The following is a 14,498-nucleotide window of genomic DNA, read 5'->3' as shown; positions in this document are numbered from 1 at the left end:
TATAACCGCTGCTCAATTTAGTTGCTCTGCTGCTCAGATAATCCGACTCTATTGGATAACTCGGACTCGAGTGAAACCGGTCGATCAGTACGTCGCTTCTTTGATCTTCTCGTCTAAGTCCTCGAACTGCTCGAGATACTCGAGGCGCTCCTCGCGGAGTTCAGCGGCGGCGGTCTCGTAATCGTCGACGTGGTCGGGGACGGAGAACGCCTCGATGTCCAGGCCAGGGACCGCTTCGGGGAGCGTGAGGCCGGTCGCCTCGTCGTCGGTCCACTCGATCGTCCCACGGGCGAGTTCGGTGAGGATCGTCACCGACTCGGTGACGCCGATATCTTTGGACTCGTCGCCGAGATAGCCGGTGTTGATGACGAAACAGTCGACGTCCAGATCGGCGATGAGATCGCGAAACTGGTTCCCTTCTTCGCCCTCCGAGCCGATGATAAACGGATTCGTTCCGACGACGCGGATCGATTCGCCCGCACGCGAGGGGTCGCCCGCGCTGGTCTCGATCGACTCGCCGAGCATGAACGCGACGGCCGCCTCCTCCTCGTCGAGTTTCGCGACCGGGGGCATAAGCGGGTTGCGCGTGATGAAAAAGACCTGGTCGACGCCGTCTAAGTCGATCTCCTCGTCGGCGCTCTCGAGTTCCGAGCGCTGGACGATCGCCCGGGAGTTTTTCGTGTATCGGGGCTCGTCGAAGTCGACGGTTCCGTCGTCGTCGACGGCGACGTTCTCGAGCACCGCCGATTCGTGGGTCGCAGCCGTATAGAGGGTGGGCTGTTCCTCTCGCTCGAGGCCGATCGTCTTGATGAACAGCCCCTTGCCTTCGCTTCCGGCGACGGAGCCGTCCGGGAGCAACGCACAGACGTCGTCCTGGAGCATGACGGCGTCTTCGGGCTCTTCGAGCCAGAGGCCGTGGGAGGTCAGCGTCGACTTGCCGGTCGCCGAGAGGCCGAGGAAGACCTGGCCGACAGTGTGCATATCGCCGTCAGCGTCGCGGACCCGTACACGCTTGCTGCCCGCGTGCAGACCGAGACCGCCACGCTGTTTCGTACGGTACATGAAGAGGCGGAGGAACGACTTCTTCGCCTCGCCGGTGTAATCGCTGCCGAGTACCGCGGTGAACCCGTCCTCGGGGAGTACGCGGATCGCCGTCCGCTCGTGGTCGGGGTCCTGGACGGTCACGAGGTCGGGTTCGCGGCCGTCGGCCGGCTCGAACAGCTTCGCCCACGCCAGGGCGATGCGAGCGTGTGCTACCGGCACGTAGAGACGGCAACAGAAGGTCGCGTCGGGGTGGCGCCCCATGAGCCGGTCGACACAGATCATCTCACGCGCTTCGACGGCGTCGACGGCGTTCTCGAGCAGGTCGTAGTCCTCGGTCGAAAACTCGTCGTCGACTGCGTTTTTGGTCTTGTCCGCACACCGCGAGCGGTACTCGCTGACGTACGACGAGGAGCCGAACTCGGTGGTGATCTCGTCGTCTTCGGCGAGTTCACGTAGCTCCTCGAGCGTAGGGTTGTATCGCACGTTCGACGCCTCAGTCGGATCCGGAAGCTCTCGTCTGGGAGACCGACGCTTGGTCCCGGTTTCGGACATACTAGGGATGCAATCACGCTGGTACATAAACGCCGAGGATCCTATCCTGCGTGTGATACAAATTACCTAATCTCACGTTGCCATATGGGAGTTCATAACGGCCCACAGTAGCCGAATAGCGATAGATTGTACTCAAAGCTGAGTAAACTTGATATTGGAGAGTCACCCGTTCTGGGGTCGGGCCAGATCCATCCTCGCGCGATGATTGGTCGGCCTACCGATAGTACGGGCTGGGTACGCTGAATCGGATATACCTCTATTGATTAAATGAGTTAATAAGCCTGTGGATGGGGCCCTCCGCATCGTTGAACTCCAGTACGTCCCGAGCGAGGGAATGTTACAGCTGACGGACAGCAGACCGTCTCAGGCGTGGAACGCCGAAAGGCGGTGTCGGTTAGACGATCTCTTATCGACCCGCGTCGGTCAATCGCTGTACCGCCTCGTCGGGAAGCGAGAGCTCTCGAGCCTCGAGATTCGACTCGAGGTGGTCGGGACTCGACGTACCGGGGATCGGCAACACCACCGGCGACCGCTCGAGCAGCCACGCCAGCGCGACCTGTCGTCTGGTCGCGTCGTGTTCGTCGGCGATCTCGTCGATGAGGTCGCCGTGAGTTGCGAGGTCGTCGGCGTCGATGGGTGCCCAGGGGATGAAGCCGATGTCGTTGTCTGTACAGACCTCGAGGACGTCCCTCGACGATCGATCGTCGACGTTGTACCGGTTCTGGACGGTCGCGATCTCGACGTGTTCGCGTGCAGTCTCGAGTTGGTCGACGGAGACGTTACTGAGGCCGACCTGGTCGACGAGGCCCTCGTCTTTCAGTTTGGCGAACGTCGAGACGGAGTCCTCGAAGGGGGTGTCGGGGTCGGGGCGGTGGAACTGATAGAGGTCGATGGTCTCGGTTCGGAGCCGGTCGCGGGAGGCGAGCACCTGATTGCGGATGTAATCGGGGTCGCCGTGGGCGAGCCACTCGCCCTCGCGGTTGCGCAAGAGGCCGGCTTTCGTCGCCACGACGACGTCCTCGGGGTCGCCGATCGCTTCGCCGATGAGCCGTTCGCTGACACCGGGGCCGTAGGAGTCGGCGGTATCGATGAAGGTGACGCCCGAATCGACGGCCGTCTGCACGACCTCGCGTGCGGTTTCCTCGTCCTCCGGTGGACCGATAATCTCCTCGCCACAGAGACGCATTCCCCCGAATCCGAGTCGGTCGACCGTCGTCTCGCCGATGTCGAACGTCGCTGTCGTATCGTTGTTCACGAGCGTGCTAACGGATTCCGTCCTGATAATCGTTGACTGTCACTGGCTGGCTTCCCCCGACGGTTCGCTCGAGGGAGATTGCGTCGAGACCGAGACGCCCTCGGTTTGTCCCGAGACCGAGACGCCCTCGGTTCGTTCGGGTGGGCCGGAGCGCCGACCGGCGTTGGCACCGAGGAGTCGCGGAAGCGCGGTGTCGGCGAACGTCAGTCCGAGGACGAGGATGATCGGGGCCAAAAAGAGCCCGTAGAAACCGAAGACGATCGGGCCGAAGATGTACGCGAGCATCAGCAAGCCGACGTGGGTGCGCTCGCCACTCAGGTACGGACGGAGGACGAGATCGGGAATCGTATCGACGACGACGATCGTGAGCACCAGAAAGCCCACCAGATAGACGATCAGCGAGGTGGTGCCGTCGAGGACGAGCGGGACGGCCGCCGCGATGGCGACGGGAACGTAGACGATTTTCATCCCGACGACCGGAATCAGACTCGCGATACCGGTGAGCGCGCCGGCGAGTGCGGGGTAGGGAATCTCGACGGCCGACGGGACCGCTAGGTTGTACCCCATGAACGTGACGATGGCGATCAGCGAGATGAGGATCACGTTCAGCAGGTTTCCGAACAGTACGGCCTCGAGTTCCTTGTCGGCGGTCTCCAGGTACTCGCGGACGATCGCGTCGTCGTCGAACCGGAGTAACCACTCGTGGAACTTCGAGCCGTCGATCAGGAGGTAGTAGGTGACGACGACGACGATCAACAGATTCAACAGCACGTTCGAGACGACGCTCGTCAGCAGGCCGGCGTGGTCGACCGCGAAGTCGATAAACGGGTCGAAAGTGCCGGCCTGGTAGGCGACGGCCAGCCCCTGAATCGTGAGCTCCGGCGGGTTCTCGAGGCTCTGTACCCAGACGACGTCCTGTGGAAGCATCTCGGTGACCGGATACTCGGCAGCGAAGTTGCGGATCTCGACCACGATGAGGGCGACGGTGTAGGTGATGAGAACGAGCAACGGAACGCCGAGAAACGAGATGACGAGTCCGGCACGTGCCTTATCGGGAAGGTGAAGCCGCTCGAGGGACTTGTAGAAGCGCCGCGTCGAGTAGTAGAGAAAGACGGCAATGGTAAGCGCCGCGATGAATCGGTAGGCGATGTACGCCGTCACGACCGCGACGCCGACCCCGAACAGGGTAACTACCGTACGTTTCTCGTTCATTTTGTCAAACGTGTATCGTGAGGGATTTCAAATAAATCATGCGGTAGGTGACCGACACTGCCGTTCGACTCGGCATCTCGTTTCGATCCGTACCGCGTCGGTCTGGTTGTGGAGAATCTCCCGGAGAGCGGTAACTCACTCCACACTTAATTACATGGCGCTTGGGCAAACCATTAAGTCCGAGATCGTGGTCGGAAATCAGTATGGGTGACAGTAACATGCCTGTGCGTCGGCGGACCGTTATCGGAGGAGTCGGGGCCGGCGTCGTCGGCCTGGCTGGCTGTCTCGGAGAGGAAGGGAGTGACGTCGAGGAGAGCACTGACGAGGCCGACGACGCCGACGATGTCGGCGACGAGGGCGGAGAAGTACAAGAGGAATCGATTTCCGTCACCGGCGTCTGGACCGAAGACGAGGAAGAAGACTTCCTCGCGGTCGTCGATCACGCCGAGGAGGAGACCGGGATCGACATTACGTACGAACCGCGGGACACCGAGGCGATTCTGACCGGGACGCTGATCGATTACGAGGCGGGCGTGGCGACCGCCGACGTCGTCGTGATGCCGTCACCGGCCCGCGTCCAGTCGGACGCCGAGTCGGGTCATCTGGCGTCGTTGACCGACACCTGGGATCCCGAGGAGTTCGCGCCCGATCCGGAGTTCGTAAGCGTCGACGGTGAGGCCTACGCCGCGCCGTTCAAGATGGATCTCAAACCCGGATTCTGGTATCGATCGTCGTTTTTCGACGATCACGGCCTCGAGGAGCCCGACGACTACGACCAGTTCCTCGATCTGCTCGCGGAGATCGACGGGATCGAGGGCGTCGAAGCGCCGCTGGCGTCTGGAAACGGTGACGGCTGGCCGCTGAGCGACGTCACCGAGGCGTTCATCCTCCGGCAAGACGACGGCGCACAGCTCCAGCGCGATCTCATCGATGGCGACGCGGCGTTCACCGACGAGCGCGTCGTCACGGCCTTCCAGGAGATCCAGGATCTCCTCCAGCAGGGGTACTTCAGCGAGGTCCGGGACTTCGGCATCCAGTACGAGTTCTTCTGGGAGAACGAGATTCCGCTGTACTTCATGGGGTCGTGGACGCCGACGTTCGGGGCGATCGAGGACCCAGACGATCTGGACGTCTTCATGCTCCCCGGCACGGATGCGATGGTCGCCGCCGAAAACTGGTTTACGGTCCCGGAGTACGGCGACGACGTCGAAGCGGCGCGGACGGCCGTCGCGGAGATGGTGTCGGCCGACGGCCAGGCGGTGTGGGCCGAACGCGGCGGTTTCATCGCCTCGAACCTCGAGGTGGACGACGACGCCTACGACGTCGAGATCATGCTCGAGCTCTCGGAGATGGCCGACGAGGTGGAACTCGTGCCGGACTTAGACGACACGCTCGGCGATCCGTTCCAGTCGGAGTTCTGGTCCGTGTTGACCGGCTTCTGGGCCGAACCCGACCAGGACGTCGAGCCACTCGTCGACTCGCTCGACGCGGTCTTACAGGAGACGGTCGAGGAGCAAGACGAGGTCTAACGTGGTCGACGGCGATCGAACGCGTGGCGGCGGCCCCGCCGAGGCGGTGTACGTCCTGGGACAGGAGATGCGTCGGCGCAACGCCAGCACACTCGCGATGGACGTCCTCTACCTGTTTACGACCGCCTTTCTCGCGACGCTTGCGGTCCAGGGCGTCCGACCGGCGATCGTCGCCGCCCTCCCACTCCTCACCTTCCTCTATTTCGCCTGGCGATCGACGACCGCATTCCTCGTCGCGAACCTGCTCGCGATCGCTCTCGCGGTGATCGCTACGGCGACTGGGATCGGGCCGTTATAGGGGCGACGATCGGCGTCGTAACGGCTCGAACAGCTGTGTTATGGCGTTCGAGCGTTCTCGAGCCAGCACGCACAACCGCAAGTCAGCGACGACGAGTAGCGGTTCGACGACGAACCGCCGGGCGAAAACCGGATCGACGCGTGGTCAGTCCGTGACCGCCGCAACCACCCCCTGTTTGTAGTAGCGCTCGAGTACCAGAAAGAGGAAGACGGGGACGGCCATCGTCATCACCGAGCCGGCGGCGACGAGCCCCCACTCGACCTGGATGCGGCCGGTCATCAGCGGGAGGACCTGCGGGGCGAGGTAGAGTTCCGGCGAGCGCATGAAGACGAGCGGGAAGAAGAAGGCGTTCCAGACCCAGGTGAACTGGATTACCGCCACGGAGACGAGCGCGGGCGTCGACAGCGGCAGGATGATCGTCCGGAAGATCTGATACCGCGAGGCACCGTCGATGCGTGCGGCTTCCTCTAGCTCGACGGGAATGCCGAGCAGGTAGTTGCGAAGGAAGAGGACGACCCAGCCCAGCCCCCAGCCGATGTGGACCAGGATCAACCCCATGTAGCTGTCGAACAGCCCGATCTCGCGGAGCGTGTTGTAGTTGCCCATCGCGACCAGCTCCGGCGGAGCAGCCATCACGAGCAAGATCAGGAAAAACAGCGTCGTCTTCAGCGGGAACTCGAACCGTGCAAACGGGTACGCCGCCATCGCGCCGAGCAACATGACGACGAGCACCGCCGGCACGGTGACGACCAGGGTGTTGAACAGCGCCCGACCCATCGGTGCCGTCTGATACGACCACGCCCGCGTGTAGTTCTCGAGGGTGATCGTCATTCCCTCGACGTGCCACCAGCCGGCGAGGATCTCGCCGAGCGGCCGGAACGACGCCATGAACAGCCCCAGAAACGGGACGATCCAGAGCACCGCAACCGTGATCGCGATCGCGTACTTCAGGAGCCGTGGCATCGACGGAACGGCGGCGGCGAGTCGCGTCGCCACGTCGTCCTCTCTCCGGGGTGCGGTCTCGGGTATCGCGTCCGGGGGGAGATACTGGTCGGTCTCGCGACTCGAGGCCGGGGTCGGTTCGCCTGGGGAGTGGGTATCGTCTGCCATGTTAGTTCATTCGGGCGATGTACAGCGCGAGCGGGGCGACGATGACCAGTTGGACGAGCGCGACGACCATCGCCTTCCCGTAGTCGATCGGCGGTTCGAACGCGGCGCGGTAGACCTCGATCCCGAGCACTGAGTAGGCGTGATTTGGGCCGCCGGCGGAGCCGCCGGCCGCGTAGACGATGTCGAACACCCGCATGACCCAGATGATCCCCATGATGACGACCACCGCGGTGACGGGTCTGACCAGCGGCCAGGTGATGTCCCAGAACCGACGCCAGCGCCCGGCGCCGTCGACTTTCGCGGACTCGATCAGCGACGGATCGATCGCCGCCAGCGCCGAACTGTAGAGCAACATGTTGAATCCGGTCTGTACCCAGATGCCGCCGGCGATGAGCGCGTAGATCGCCACCTGGGGCGACTGCGTCCAGTTGCGGACCTGTCCGCCGAGGCCGATTACGCGAAGCAACTCGTTGAAGATCCCCGCCTGGGGGTCGTAGATGAACATGAGGACGAGCCCGATGATGATCGTCGGCGTCGTGAATCCGAGAAAGACCATCGATCGGAGGATCCGTCGTCCCTTGAGATCGACGAACAGAAGCGCCATTCCAAGCCCCAGCAAGGTACTGATCGGGACGTGAAGAACGACCCAGAGGAGGTTCTGCGTGAGCGCGCCCATCGGGAACCGCCAGCGCAGAATGTTGTCCCAGTTGACGATGAGGGGGTCGGCGAACGTCCGAATCCAGTTGTCCAGCCCGGTAAAACTCTCTATGGTGAACCCGTCCCACGAGAAGAAACTCCCGACCGCCGAGTAGACGATGGGGCCGACCGAGAAGATCCCGAACAGCGTCAGCCCGGGGACGAGAAACACCACGATCGCCGTTGCCTTCCGCCGATCGACGTCCGGCCACGCAACCCCATCGGCCTCGAGCGCGTCGATGTGATCTCGTAAGCTCATCGTCTCAGGAGAGTAGTTCGCCGTTCTCGTCGTAGAGGTAGGCGTCGTCGTCGTCGAACGTGAGGTAGACGCGATCCTCGCGGTCGACGGACGTCGACGACACCTTCGCGTTGACGATCTGATCGGCGACGGCGACGTTGACGATGGTGTACTCGCCGAGCGGTTCGACGGTGTCGACCGTCCCCTCGATCGCAGCCGTTCCGGATGGCGGATCGGTCTCGACCGTAATGTCCTCCGGTCGAACGCCGAGCGAGACGGTCCCACGGGGAACCGTCTCGAGGCCGCCGGGGCTCGTTCGACGGAGATCCACCGACCCCGCCTCGCCGAATTCGATCGAGCCGTTCTGGCGGGTTCCCCGGAGCAGGTTCATCGGCGGCGAGCCGATAAATCGAGCGACCCACTCCGTTCGCGGGCGCGAGTAGAGTTCTCCGGGCGGGGCGACCTGACGGATCGTCCCCCGGTTCATGACGACGACCCGGTGGGCCATGCTCATCGCCTCCTCCTGGTTGTGGGTGACGTAGATCGTCGTGATCCCGAGTTCGTCCTGGAGGCGTTTCAGTTCGCTTCGCATCTCCTGGCGAAGCTTGGCGTCGAGATTCGACAGCGGTTCGTCGAGGAGGAAGACGGACGGCTCCCGAACGATGGCGCGGGCCAGCGCCACGCGCTGGCGTTGTCCGCCGCTCAACTCGGCAGGAGGTTTGTCGGCCTGGTCTTCGATGTGCAGGAAACTCATCGCCTCCTCGACCTTCCGGTCGCGTTCGTCGGGCGGAACTCCCTGGATCTTGAGCGGGTAGGCGACGTTCTCCGCAACGGTCATATGCGGATACAGCGCGTAGTTTTGGAACACCATCGCGACGTTTCGGTCGCTCGGTGACCGACCGTCGACTCGCTGGCCGTCGAAGTAGATCGCTCCCTCGGAGGGATCCTCGAGCCCGGCGACGAGTCGGAGTGCCGTCGTCTTCCCACAGCCCGACGGCCCGAGGAAGACGATGAACTCGCCGTCTTCCACCTCGAGGTTGAGCCGGTAGTTCGCGACGGTCTCGCCGTCGTCGAAGTACTTGCTCACGTCCTCCATGGTGATCTGTGTCATACAGTATCGACGTACACGGATCGACGCATTAAACCTCCCCAACACCCCAGATATAATTTATGTGAAAACCAGCCTACTGTAGCGTATTTCCTCAGGTTTAATCATATCTCATATAATAATTCGATCTGAAGAGACTGTGCCGAAAACCAGTCGTTCGTCGCACCCGACTGGTTCGGAACCGTCCGGGTGCGGACGAGCGGATCGCCGATACTCCAAGAGTTTACCGGATAGCCGTAGATCGACTATCCATGGGATACGATACCGCAGCGAAGACCGACGCCGAATCGGTCGTCCCGGAAGAACACGGCGGAATGTGGTTCCTGCGCGAGGAACTCGAGACGTCGTCGCTCGGGTTCACCGTCCTCGAACTCGAGGCGGAGGCGAGTGGCAAGGAACACGACGAAACCGAGACGGGCCAGGAGGAGATCTACTACGTGGTCTCGGGATCGATCGACGTCGAGTTGACCGACGCCGAGGAGACGGTCTCGCTCGAGGCGGAGGACGCGATCCGGATCGATCCCGACGAGAGCCGGCAGATCCACAACCGCGGCGACGAACGGGCGGAACTCGTCCTCGTCGGCGCGCTGCAGTGACCACACCGGCGCTCGAGCGCGAGTGCGGTCTCGAGGTGCACGTCAGATGACGTCGTCGGGGTCGTGGACGGACGCCATCCGTCGAGCCTCGTCGGCGTACTGGGTCCGACGGTCGTGGTCGCCGACGGTGCCGAGGTTCTCGGGAGCCGCATCGACGGCGGCGGTCGTCTCGCGAGCGTCGGTAAACGACGTAAGCGCACGCTCCTTGCGGAAGTACCGGTCACCGTCCGTCGTGGCGTACGTGAGGATGATCAGGTTCTGTTCGTCGTCGGAGTAGGTCCGTTCGACCAACCAGACGCGAACGGTCTCGGTTTCCCCGTCGGACATGTGCGAGTGTTCGACGGCGACCGGAAAATAATGGGGGGACAGGCAGTCGCGTCGACCGATCTCGAGGCCGGGGAGGCCGAAGCAGATCGTTCGTCTCGCCGTCCGTCGTTGCCGATCCGTCGCTCGGGGCACCGGTGGTCCGAACGGCGGTCGGTGTCAGCCGAGGTCCTCGTCGCGTTCGGACTCCCGGAGGATGAACGGACCCATCGCGAGCGTTCGCTTCGCGACCGTCGCGATGCGGAGGATGTAGACGATGAAGACGACGAACGGCGAAATGCCGACGACGAACCCGGCGCTCGTCACCCAGACCAGGTTGTCGACGCCGAGGGTCGTTCCCGGAAGCGCGCTCCCGTCGACGTACATGATCAGCAACGCCATCACCGTCAGTGCGGGCACCGAGATGTACAACAGCGCCCGCGAGAGGTTGATCAACTCCCACTGGAAGTACAGCGTCTTGAAGTGTTCGCGGGCCGGCCCGAACAGCTGGAGCGTGTCGATCACGTGATCGACCTTCTCGTTCGCCTCGTCGGAGAGCGAGTCGCTGTGATCGGCTCGAATCTTGCGGGCGTCGTAAATCTTCCGCGAATAATTGAAGTTGAGCGCGTTCCAGATCACGTCGAACGTCCCGAACTGGGCGTCTCGGAGATCCGATTTGACGCTCTCGGCGTTGCCGGTCGTTTCCTCGACGTACTCTGCGACCTTCTCCCGAAGCTCCTCGTCGCGTTCGTCTTCCATCTCGGACTCCAGTTCGTTCGCCCGTTCGTGGACTCCGTCGACGAGTTCGAAGAGAAAGGCGGCGGGTTCGGGCGGACTCGCGTCTTCCTCGATCGTGCTCTCGACGTCCCGTCGAAACCCCATCGCTTCCTGCATCCGTCCGCGTTGCTGGCCGACCGCGCCGAGTTCCTGGGAGAGCACCAGCTGGTTGATCGTGACGACGATCGACGTGCCGGTGATGATCGCCCCGATAAAGGCCGAGAAGAGGAACTCGATGCCGTCCTGGCTCTCGACGATCTCCCGGAGAGGCGTCAACTCGAGTCCGCTTGCGGCGACGAGAACGACGAACACGGCGAGCAGGATGACACCGGTAAATGCCCAGCGGTTCAGCCGAAGTAACAGCCAGAGCCGGGGGCCACCGAGTCTGTCGTAGCCGTTCGATTCGTCGCTCGAGTCCGGGTCGGTCATCGACGTCCGGACACACGACGGTCGGCGGTAAAATAACAGGGCCGGGACTCGACGGGTGAGAGCGGTTTCGAGCCGGCCCAGCGACCGCTCGAGTCCGGGTTGGTGTCCGTCCCAACGCTCGGATCGAGTCCGAACGGCGATCGATTCAGTCGGACCCCGTCGGGGACCCCGACTCCGACTCCTCGGCGTACGTGACGTCGAAGGGGCCCTCGTCCGGTGCCTTCTGGGGGAGCATCGGGCCGACGGAGGCCGTCCGCCGGGTCACGGTTGCCGTCCGGAGGATGTAGGAGGTCAACAGCGCGAGCGGCGAGACGACGACGGCGACGAGCGCGGCGACGACGACCGGAAGGAAGTCGACGTTGATCGACGGCCCGCCGAGGTCGGCGTACAGAAAGCCGATCAACATCGCAGAGAGGATCGCCGGCACGCCACAGTAGATCGTCAACTGTGAGAAACGCGTCAACTCGCGCTGGAGATACGTCGTCTTGAAGTGCTCGCGAGCGACGCTGAACAACTCGAGCGTCTCGATTAACTCCTCGAGTGCCTCGCGTCCCTCCGCGGAGAGGTCGTCGCCGTATCGCCCCTTCACGTGGCGGGCGACGTACAGTTGCCAGGCGTCGTCGTAGCCGATCGCTGCCGAGACTGCTCGGAACGTCCCGAACTTCGTGTGCTCGAGGGTCTCGTCGAGTCGGTCGGCGCGCTCCTGGACGTCGGCGGCGTACCACCCGACCTGCGCCGCGAGTTCGTCGTCGTTATCGTCGATTGCGCTCTCGAGTTCTCCGCCGTGGTCGCGAACCGACGCCGCGAGCAGTTCGAGCAGTCTCGTCGGCGACGCGGGGACCGCGGGGACGGCCGCCGTCTCCGCGACGTCCTCTCGAAACGACACGACGCCCTCGAGTTGACGCTCGGACTCGCCAGCCGCGCCGAACTCCCGCGAGAGGATGAGCTGGTTGATCGAGACGACGAGCGTCACGAGCGAGAACGTTCCGGCGATCATGCCGCCAGCCAGGCGGGTGATCGAATCGCCGTTGAGAACGGAGATGATACCCACTTCGTCGAGCACGAGAAACCCCAAAAACGCCGCGATCGAGACGAGCGCTGCGACGACCAGGCGGTCGCCTTCGACCAGTACCCACTCGCGAACTCGAGTCAACCCGCTCGTGCGCTCGCCGATGTCGGGCCCGTAGGACTCGAGCGTCTTCTCGGTGTCGGACGACCCCATATCGTCGGTTCACCGTCGACGAGCAAAAGGTCCCGCGTTGCATACCGCTGTTCGCACTCGTCCCGTCGACTCCGGTGTGCAGGGCCCAGACTCAACTACCTCCCCGCCGTCGCTTCTCGTATGATCGGAGACAGCGAACGAGTCAGCGACCCGCTCACGCGACCGTCGCGACGATGACGTCCCGTCACCGCTCTACTCGACGCCGACTCCTCTCAGTTCTCGGATCGGGGGCCGCGGTCGCCGTCGCCGGGTGCAACGGGCTCGACGAGGGCGCTAACCCGGCGTACGAAGACGGTGGCGTCGTCGACGTCGCCGGCGACGACCGATCGGCCGAGGAGATGACCACGGCCGAAGCGCTCGCCCGACAGGAAAGCCACGGGAGCGCCACGTCGCTCGAGTCGCTCTCGCTCGTCGACCACGAGTTCGTCCTCGAGGACGACTTCAGGGGGTCGACGGTACAGGGAACGGTCGAAAACGTCGGCGACGACCGCGTCCAGGTCGTGGAGGTTCGCGCTCGCGTCTACGACGACGCTGGCGACCAGCTCGGTCAGTACCTCGATACGATCGGCGACGTCGACGCCGGTGATCGGTGGGCGTTCGAAGTGATCTTGCTCGAGTCACCAGCGGACGTCGGACGCTACGACGTCGCCGTGTTGGGGACGCCAACGTGAGACGCCGGTGGAACGACTCCACAAGGTCTGAGACGACCCTACGCGGACGGAACGGCCCCGTAACGGCCGAAACGGCCCTGTGCCGGTTGGACGATCCGTGAACCACCTCGAGTACGTCGCCAATCCGTTCGTTGGTCGTTCGATGGCGTCGGCGGTCGCGTCGGGATACGCCTCGGCCGGTGCCTCGAGTTCGGGTTCATCCTCCCACTCCGGCCAGCCGACGACGCTCTCGGTCGCACCCTGGGCTCGTAGGCGGTGCAGACGTACTCGTACACACCCACGATGGTCCGCGTCGTGGGTTCCGTCTGCGGCGGTCCAGTCGACCGTTCCGCCGGCGACGACGTGAACGGCAGTCGGGGCTTTCGGCCGAATCGAGACAGTACGAGCGTTTTTGCCGATTCGTCGCGTGTGTTTCGCTACGTTTGCTCGACGTCGAACTCCCGTTCGAGGACCCAGACCGGGACCTCGACATCAAAGACGAATACAGTGCGACCGTCAACGTATTCTTACACTTTACGGTCCTCGGCGCGATCACACTGGTGACCGGTCAGCCGTTTCTGTTCCCGAGTCTGGGGCCGTCGGCGTATCTGATGGCAACTGGCGAGAAAGCGCGTGCAGAGGGTGCGTACCACGTCATCGGCGGTCACACAGTCGCCGTCGTCGCGGGGTTGATCGCCTACGCGCTGTTCGCCAACGACGTCAGCGCGTACGTCGTCTTCGACCGGCCAGATCCCGCATTCTCGTGGGATCTGGTCTACCTCACCGCGAGTGCGACTGCGGCGATGATGCTCACGACGACGGCGATGCTGGTGACGAAGACGAACCACGCCGCCGCCTGCGCAACCACGTTGATCGTCGCGCTCGGCCTGATGGGTGGCATCCAGGACGCGGCGATCATCGTCGTCGCGGTCGTTATCCTCTGGTATTTTCACGATCGGGTTATCTCGACGCTGGCCGAGCGATACGGGTTCAAACCGCGGGATGCCCGATCGTGATCGGCGACCGTTTCCCCCTTCTCCGCTGTCGCTGGCGAGAGATTACTCGAACACCGAATCGACGATGTCGTCGTCGACCGTCTCGAGAACGGTTTCCGGCGCGTCCGCGACGGCGTACGCCGGTCGCCCTTTCCCAGTTGGAGACGTTCCCGTCCCCTCGACTTCCTCGACGACCCCGTCGTCCTCGAGGCGGTACAGCGATCGCACCACATCGGCTTCCTTCGGAGAGCCGACGACGTCCGTGTCGACGCGGTCGAGACAGCGATCGCACTGTCGGCGAAGGTCGTGGGTCTGAATCGGTGCCTCGCCGTCGCGTTCGCTTCGCACGAGGGCGAGGAGAACGATCTGCTCGGTCAGCGACAGGCTCGAGTCAGAGACCATACTAGTCGTTCAACGTCACACCTAGTAACTGTTGGCCCACGACGCACGCTGTGCAACCGAACGCCGCATCGACGGCATGGGC

15 protein-coding genes are annotated in these 14,498 nt (G+C 63.4%); 5 read left to right on the top strand and 10 right to left on the bottom strand.

Annotation, left to right across the window (positions count from 1 at the left end; translation table 11 throughout):
* Window positions 1–84 precede the first annotated feature (84 nt).
* The 3 genes from FYC77_RS01275 to FYC77_RS01265 form a co-directional block, all read right to left on the bottom strand.
* Window positions 85–1,596 carry a phosphoenolpyruvate carboxykinase (ATP) gene (locus FYC77_RS01275; RefSeq protein WP_149079685.1) on the bottom strand — a complete coding sequence of 504 codons (1,512 nt, stop codon included), beginning with the start codon at window positions 1,594–1,596 and terminating at the stop codon, window positions 85–87.
* Between the two features lie 406 nt (window positions 1,597–2,002).
* Complete coding sequence (locus FYC77_RS01270; RefSeq protein ID WP_149079684.1) at window positions 2,003–2,851, bottom strand: aldo/keto reductase; 849 nt, start codon at window positions 2,849–2,851, stop codon at window positions 2,003–2,005.
* A 39-nt stretch (window positions 2,852–2,890) separates the two neighbouring features.
* Window positions 2,891–4,063 carry an AI-2E family transporter gene (locus tag FYC77_RS01265; RefSeq protein WP_149079683.1) on the bottom strand — a complete coding sequence of 391 codons (1,173 nt, stop codon included), beginning with the start codon at window positions 4,061–4,063 and terminating at the stop codon, window positions 2,891–2,893.
* 203 nt (window positions 4,064–4,266) lie between these two features.
* Here FYC77_RS01265 and FYC77_RS01260 point away from each other — a divergent pair, with 203 nt between their 5' ends.
* Together FYC77_RS01260 and FYC77_RS01255 are read left to right on the top strand one after the other, a co-directional pair.
* On the top strand, window positions 4,267–5,592 hold the full coding sequence (locus FYC77_RS01260; RefSeq protein WP_149079682.1) for an ABC transporter substrate-binding protein: 1,326 nt from the start codon (window positions 4,267–4,269) through the stop codon (window positions 5,590–5,592).
* 1 nt (window position 5,593) lies between these two features.
* Entirely contained in the window at window positions 5,594–5,890 is a 297-nt protein-coding gene (locus tag FYC77_RS01255) for a hypothetical protein (RefSeq protein ID WP_149079681.1), read from the top strand.
* 144 nt (window positions 5,891–6,034) lie between these two features.
* On the opposite strand, the gene FYC77_RS01250 is transcribed toward FYC77_RS01255, so the two are convergent.
* Genes FYC77_RS01250 through FYC77_RS01240 form a run of 3 tightly spaced genes read right to left on the bottom strand, consistent with a single transcriptional unit; the run spans window position 6,035 to window position 9,030 of the window.
* Window positions 6,035–7,000, bottom strand: coding sequence for a carbohydrate ABC transporter permease (locus FYC77_RS01250; protein ID WP_149079680.1), 966 nt, complete (start codon window positions 6,998–7,000; stop codon window positions 6,035–6,037).
* 1 nt (window position 7,001) lies between these two features.
* Complete coding sequence (locus FYC77_RS01245; RefSeq protein WP_149079679.1) at window positions 7,002–7,955, bottom strand: carbohydrate ABC transporter permease; 954 nt, start codon at window positions 7,953–7,955, stop codon at window positions 7,002–7,004.
* A gap of 4 nt (window positions 7,956–7,959) precedes the next feature.
* Window positions 7,960–9,030, bottom strand: coding sequence for an ABC transporter ATP-binding protein (locus FYC77_RS01240; protein ID WP_149079833.1), 1,071 nt, complete (start codon window positions 9,028–9,030; stop codon window positions 7,960–7,962).
* Window positions 9,031–9,293: 263 nt separating this feature from the next.
* Here FYC77_RS01240 and FYC77_RS01235 point away from each other — a divergent pair, with 263 nt between their 5' ends.
* On the top strand, window positions 9,294–9,638 hold the full coding sequence (locus FYC77_RS01235; RefSeq protein WP_149079678.1) for a cupin domain-containing protein: 345 nt from the start codon (window positions 9,294–9,296) through the stop codon (window positions 9,636–9,638).
* Between the two features lie 42 nt (window positions 9,639–9,680).
* Here FYC77_RS01235 and FYC77_RS01230 read toward each other — a convergent pair whose 3' ends face one another.
* The 3 genes from FYC77_RS01230 to FYC77_RS01220 all read right to left on the bottom strand — a co-directional run bounded on the left by FYC77_RS01230 (window position 9,681) and on the right by FYC77_RS01220 (window position 12,369).
* A complete protein-coding gene (locus FYC77_RS01230) occupies window positions 9,681–9,965 on the bottom strand; it encodes a hypothetical protein (RefSeq protein WP_149079677.1) in 285 nt (94 codons plus the stop codon).
* A gap of 156 nt (window positions 9,966–10,121) precedes the next feature.
* Entirely contained in the window at window positions 10,122–11,147 is a 1,026-nt protein-coding gene (locus FYC77_RS01225; RefSeq protein ID WP_149079676.1) for a hypothetical protein, read from the bottom strand.
* A gap of 145 nt (window positions 11,148–11,292) precedes the next feature.
* Window positions 11,293–12,369, bottom strand: a complete 1,077-nt coding sequence (locus tag FYC77_RS01220; RefSeq protein WP_149079675.1) for a hypothetical protein — start codon at window positions 12,367–12,369, stop codon at window positions 11,293–11,295.
* Between the two features lie 173 nt (window positions 12,370–12,542).
* On the opposite strand from FYC77_RS01220, the gene FYC77_RS01215 reads away from it, so the two are divergent.
* Together FYC77_RS01215 and FYC77_RS01210 are read left to right on the top strand one after the other, a co-directional pair.
* Window positions 12,543–13,040, top strand: a complete 498-nt coding sequence (locus tag FYC77_RS01215; protein ID WP_149079674.1) for an FxLYD domain-containing protein — start codon at window positions 12,543–12,545, stop codon at window positions 13,038–13,040.
* A gap of 422 nt (window positions 13,041–13,462) precedes the next feature.
* A complete protein-coding gene (locus FYC77_RS01210; protein WP_149079673.1) occupies window positions 13,463–14,035 on the top strand; it encodes an HPP family protein in 573 nt (190 codons plus the stop codon).
* Window positions 14,036–14,077: 42 nt separating this feature from the next.
* On the opposite strand, the gene FYC77_RS01205 is transcribed toward FYC77_RS01210, so the two are convergent.
* Window positions 14,078–14,416: a hypothetical protein gene (locus FYC77_RS01205; protein WP_149079672.1), complete on the bottom strand. Its 339-nt coding sequence runs from the start codon at window positions 14,414–14,416 to the stop codon at window positions 14,078–14,080.
* Window positions 14,417–14,498: the final 82 nt, after the last annotated feature.

The organism is Natrialba swarupiae, assembly GCF_008245225.1.
Lineage (GTDB): Archaea > Halobacteriota > Halobacteria > Halobacteriales > Natrialbaceae > Natrarchaeobius > Natrarchaeobius swarupiae.
This window is presented reverse-complemented; position numbering and strand designations above follow the sequence as displayed.

What these genes read in the sequence shown, in the direction of transcription:
- FYC77_RS01275 (WP_149079685.1), bottom strand. Translation starts at nt 1,596, where the DNA reads ATGTCCGAAACCGGGACCAAGCGTCGGTCTCCCAGACGAGAGCTTCCG.
- FYC77_RS01265 (WP_149079683.1), bottom strand. Translation starts at nt 4,063, where the DNA reads ATGAACGAGAAACGTACGGTAGTTACCCTGTTCGGGGTCGGCGTCGCG.
- FYC77_RS01260 (WP_149079682.1), top strand. Translation starts at nt 4,267, where the DNA reads ATGGGTGACAGTAACATGCCTGTGCGTCGGCGGACCGTTATCGGAGGA.
- FYC77_RS01250 (WP_149079680.1), bottom strand. Translation starts at nt 7,000, where the DNA reads ATGGCAGACGATACCCACTCCCCAGGCGAACCGACCCCGGCCTCGAGT.
- FYC77_RS01245 (WP_149079679.1), bottom strand. Translation starts at nt 7,955, where the DNA reads ATGAGCTTACGAGATCACATCGACGCGCTCGAGGCCGATGGGGTTGCG.
- FYC77_RS01240 (WP_149079833.1), bottom strand. Translation starts at nt 9,030, where the DNA reads ATGGAGGACGTGAGCAAGTACTTCGACGACGGCGAGACCGTCGCGAAC.
- FYC77_RS01235 (WP_149079678.1), top strand. Translation starts at nt 9,294, where the DNA reads ATGGGATACGATACCGCAGCGAAGACCGACGCCGAATCGGTCGTCCCG.
- FYC77_RS01230 (WP_149079677.1), bottom strand. Translation starts at nt 9,965, where the DNA reads ATGTCCGACGGGGAAACCGAGACCGTTCGCGTCTGGTTGGTCGAACGG.
- FYC77_RS01225 (WP_149079676.1), bottom strand. Translation starts at nt 11,147, where the DNA reads ATGACCGACCCGGACTCGAGCGACGAATCGAACGGCTACGACAGACTC.
- FYC77_RS01220 (WP_149079675.1), bottom strand. Translation starts at nt 12,369, where the DNA reads ATGGGGTCGTCCGACACCGAGAAGACGCTCGAGTCCTACGGGCCCGAC.
- FYC77_RS01215 (WP_149079674.1), top strand. Translation starts at nt 12,543, where the DNA reads ATGACGTCCCGTCACCGCTCTACTCGACGCCGACTCCTCTCAGTTCTC.
- FYC77_RS01205 (WP_149079672.1), bottom strand. Translation starts at nt 14,416, where the DNA reads ATGGTCTCTGACTCGAGCCTGTCGCTGACCGAGCAGATCGTTCTCCTC.